The organism is Stenotrophomonas sp. 05L44_2, from assembly GCF_056665995.1.
In genome coordinates this window covers 1-2,373 of the sequence record NZ_JBFTNR010000653.1, presented here as the reverse complement: position 1 = coordinate 2,373, position 2,373 = coordinate 1, and the positions used below count along the sequence as shown (strand labels likewise).

The window sequence follows — 2,373 nt, the reverse complement described above, 5'->3', positions numbered from 1 at the left end:
CCAGAGGAGGTGGCGCACCTGGTTGCGTTCCTGGCGTCGCCGTTGGCGGGGTACATCACCGGGGCGGTGATTCCGGTGGATGGCGGAATGCACTACTTCGCCCACTAGCATCCCGGGCGCGCCTGATTCTACGAAACGGTGAAGGCAGGGACGCTCAGCGCTACGTAAACAAGCGAAAAGGGCGACCCGTAGGCCGCCCTTCTGTTTACGGTCGAGCTCGCCAGCTCAGCGCGGCGAGGCCACCGCGCGGTTGCCCGAAGCGCCCTTGCCCTTGCGCTTGTCCTGCTGTGCCGGGGTGGCGCCCTCGGCCATCAGGTTGTCGCTGCCGAAGTCGGTGTCCACGTCCAGCCAGCGCTGCGACGGCAGCCCGAGGGCTGCGTCGAGCACGGTCGGCAGCAGGCCGCTGGGCAGGCCGCTTTCGCCGTTCCACATGATGGCGATGCCGAGGTCGCGCTCGGGCACCAGTGCAACAAGGCCGCGGTAGCCCTGCACCGCGCCGGCATGGAACACGACATCGTGACCGGCGTAGTCGAAGGTGCGCCAGCCCAGCGCGTAGCCGGCCGAGTGCAGGCGTTCGCGGCGCCAGCCCGAACGCATCTCGCCCGGTGTGTTGATCAGGCTGGAGTGCAGGGTCGCCAGCAGCGGTGCCGGCAGCACGTCCGGGCGGTGGCCGGTATGGGCCAGCAACCACTGCGCCATGTCACTGGCACTGGCGTTGACGCCGGCAGCAGGGGCGACGCGGTAATAGGTCGGCTTCGGCGTCAGCGACACCCAGCCGTTGCGGCTGCGCACGTGCGGGCGCGCCCAGCGCGAGCTGGCCTGGATGCCGGCCAGGCCGAGGCTGGCATCGTTCATGCCCAGCGGCTTGAAGATGCGGCGTTCGACCGACTGCTCGTAGAAGCTGCCGGAGGCCGCATACACGACGTCGCCGATCAGGCTGAAGGCCACGTTCTGGTAGGCGTAGCAGTCGCCCGGCAGGCACTTCAGGCTGGTGTTGGCCAGCTTCTGGGTCAGCGCGTAGTACTCGGCATTGCCTTCGATGTCGCGGTCATAGGCGTTGTACGGCAGGCCGACGCGGTGGCTGAGTACATCGGCCACGGTCAGGCGGTCGGTGGCCTCCGGCGAGTTCAGGCGGAAGCCCGGCACGTAGTCGGTGACCTTGCTGTCCCAGCGCAGGGTGCCATCGTTGACCAGCAGGCCGGCCATGGTGCCGGCGAAGGCCTTGGACAGCGACGCCAGGCGGAACACGGTGTGGGCGTCGACCGGCAACGGGTTGTTGACGTCGGTCACGCCGTAGCCGCGCGCGCTGAGCACGCGGCCGCCCTGCACGATGGCCACTGCCATGCCGGGCACGCGCTCGCCATAGGTGAGCTGCTGCGCCATCGATTCGATGTTGGCGACGTTGAAACCGGCAGCGGGCAACTGCACCTGCGGCACCAGCCCGGTGCGGTAGGCCGCAGGCTGGGTGTGGGCGACGGCGCCACCGGCGGCGGTTTCGATGTTGGTCGGCATCGGCGGCAACGCCGGCGGGGTCTGCGCGGTGGTGGACAAGGCAAGGGGCATCAACATGCCCAGCAAACCGGTGGCCGCCGAACGGATCGGACGACGCAGGCTGTTCTTTTTCATCGGTTGGAACCCGTGCGCGACTGCTGGGGATGATTCTAGCGCCGCTTTTCGCCTGTGCACAAACAAAGCGAAGATGAATGCGCATCTCGTTGAAAAAGTTGGATTTTTGACGCCAGAAGAGCGTGTATCACAAGGTGTCCGCCGGGCCAGTCCGTGACACTGCGTTGCAGCCATCGGCGCCGCCTGCGCTGGCGATGTTGCAGTGCATTGGATAACGTACGCGCTTCACTGCCCCCGGAGCCTGCCATGCCGCTGTCCAACCGCCGTTTGCGGGCGAGGGGAGCCGCGTGAGCGCGGCGCGGGAGAGCGGGGCACTGAAGGGCCTGCTGGCCGCGCTGCGCGAGTCGCCGGCGCTGTGGTGGTCGTTTCTGTACTTCTTCTGCCTGCTCAGCGGCTACTACGTGCTGCGGCCGGTACGCGAGGCGATGGCCGCTTCGGCCGACCTGGAGACGGTGTTCCCGGCGGCGTTGATCGCCTGGTTCGCCAGCCATGGCATCGCCCTGAAGGACTTCGTCCTGCAGTTCCTGTTCTCCTGCGTATTCGTGATCATGCTGGTGCTGCAGCCGGTCTATGGCTGGCTGGTCAGCCGCTTCCCGCGGCGGGTGTTCCTGCCGGCGGTGTACGGCTTCTTCGTCGCCACCCTGCTGGGCTTCTACGCACTGTTCGACAGCGGCGTACCGGGGCGGGGCATGGCGTTCTTCTTCTGGTCACCGTGTTCAACCTGTTTGCGGTCGCAGTGTTCTGGAG

The 2,373-nt window shown here is 67.3% G+C and carries 2 protein-coding genes and 1 pseudogene; 2 read left to right on the top strand and 1 reads right to left on the bottom strand.

Annotation, left to right across the window (positions count from 1 at the left end):
* The coding region (locus AC1VAN_RS18790) for an SDR family oxidoreductase (protein WP_480986436.1) at nt 1-108 on the top strand (108 nt) is incomplete at its 5' end.
* Nucleotides 109-225: 117 nt separating this feature from the next.
* Here the strand turns inward: AC1VAN_RS18790 and AC1VAN_RS18785 are convergent.
* The gene (locus AC1VAN_RS18785) at nt 226-1,626 is read right to left on the bottom strand and encodes a serine hydrolase domain-containing protein (RefSeq protein ID WP_025877795.1); all 1,401 of its coding nucleotides are present in this window, start codon (nt 1,624-1,626) and stop codon (nt 226-228) included.
* A 287-nt stretch (nt 1,627-1,913) separates the two neighbouring features.
* Here AC1VAN_RS18785 and AC1VAN_RS18780 point away from each other — a divergent pair.
* A pseudogene (locus AC1VAN_RS18780) lies at nt 1,914-2,373 on the top strand (MFS transporter); the annotation flags it as partial.

Excerpts from the sequence above, each read along its gene's own strand:
- AC1VAN_RS18785 (WP_025877795.1), bottom strand. The coding sequence starts at position 1,626 with ATGAAAAAGAACAGCCTGCGTCGTCCGATCCGTTCGGCGGCCACCGGT.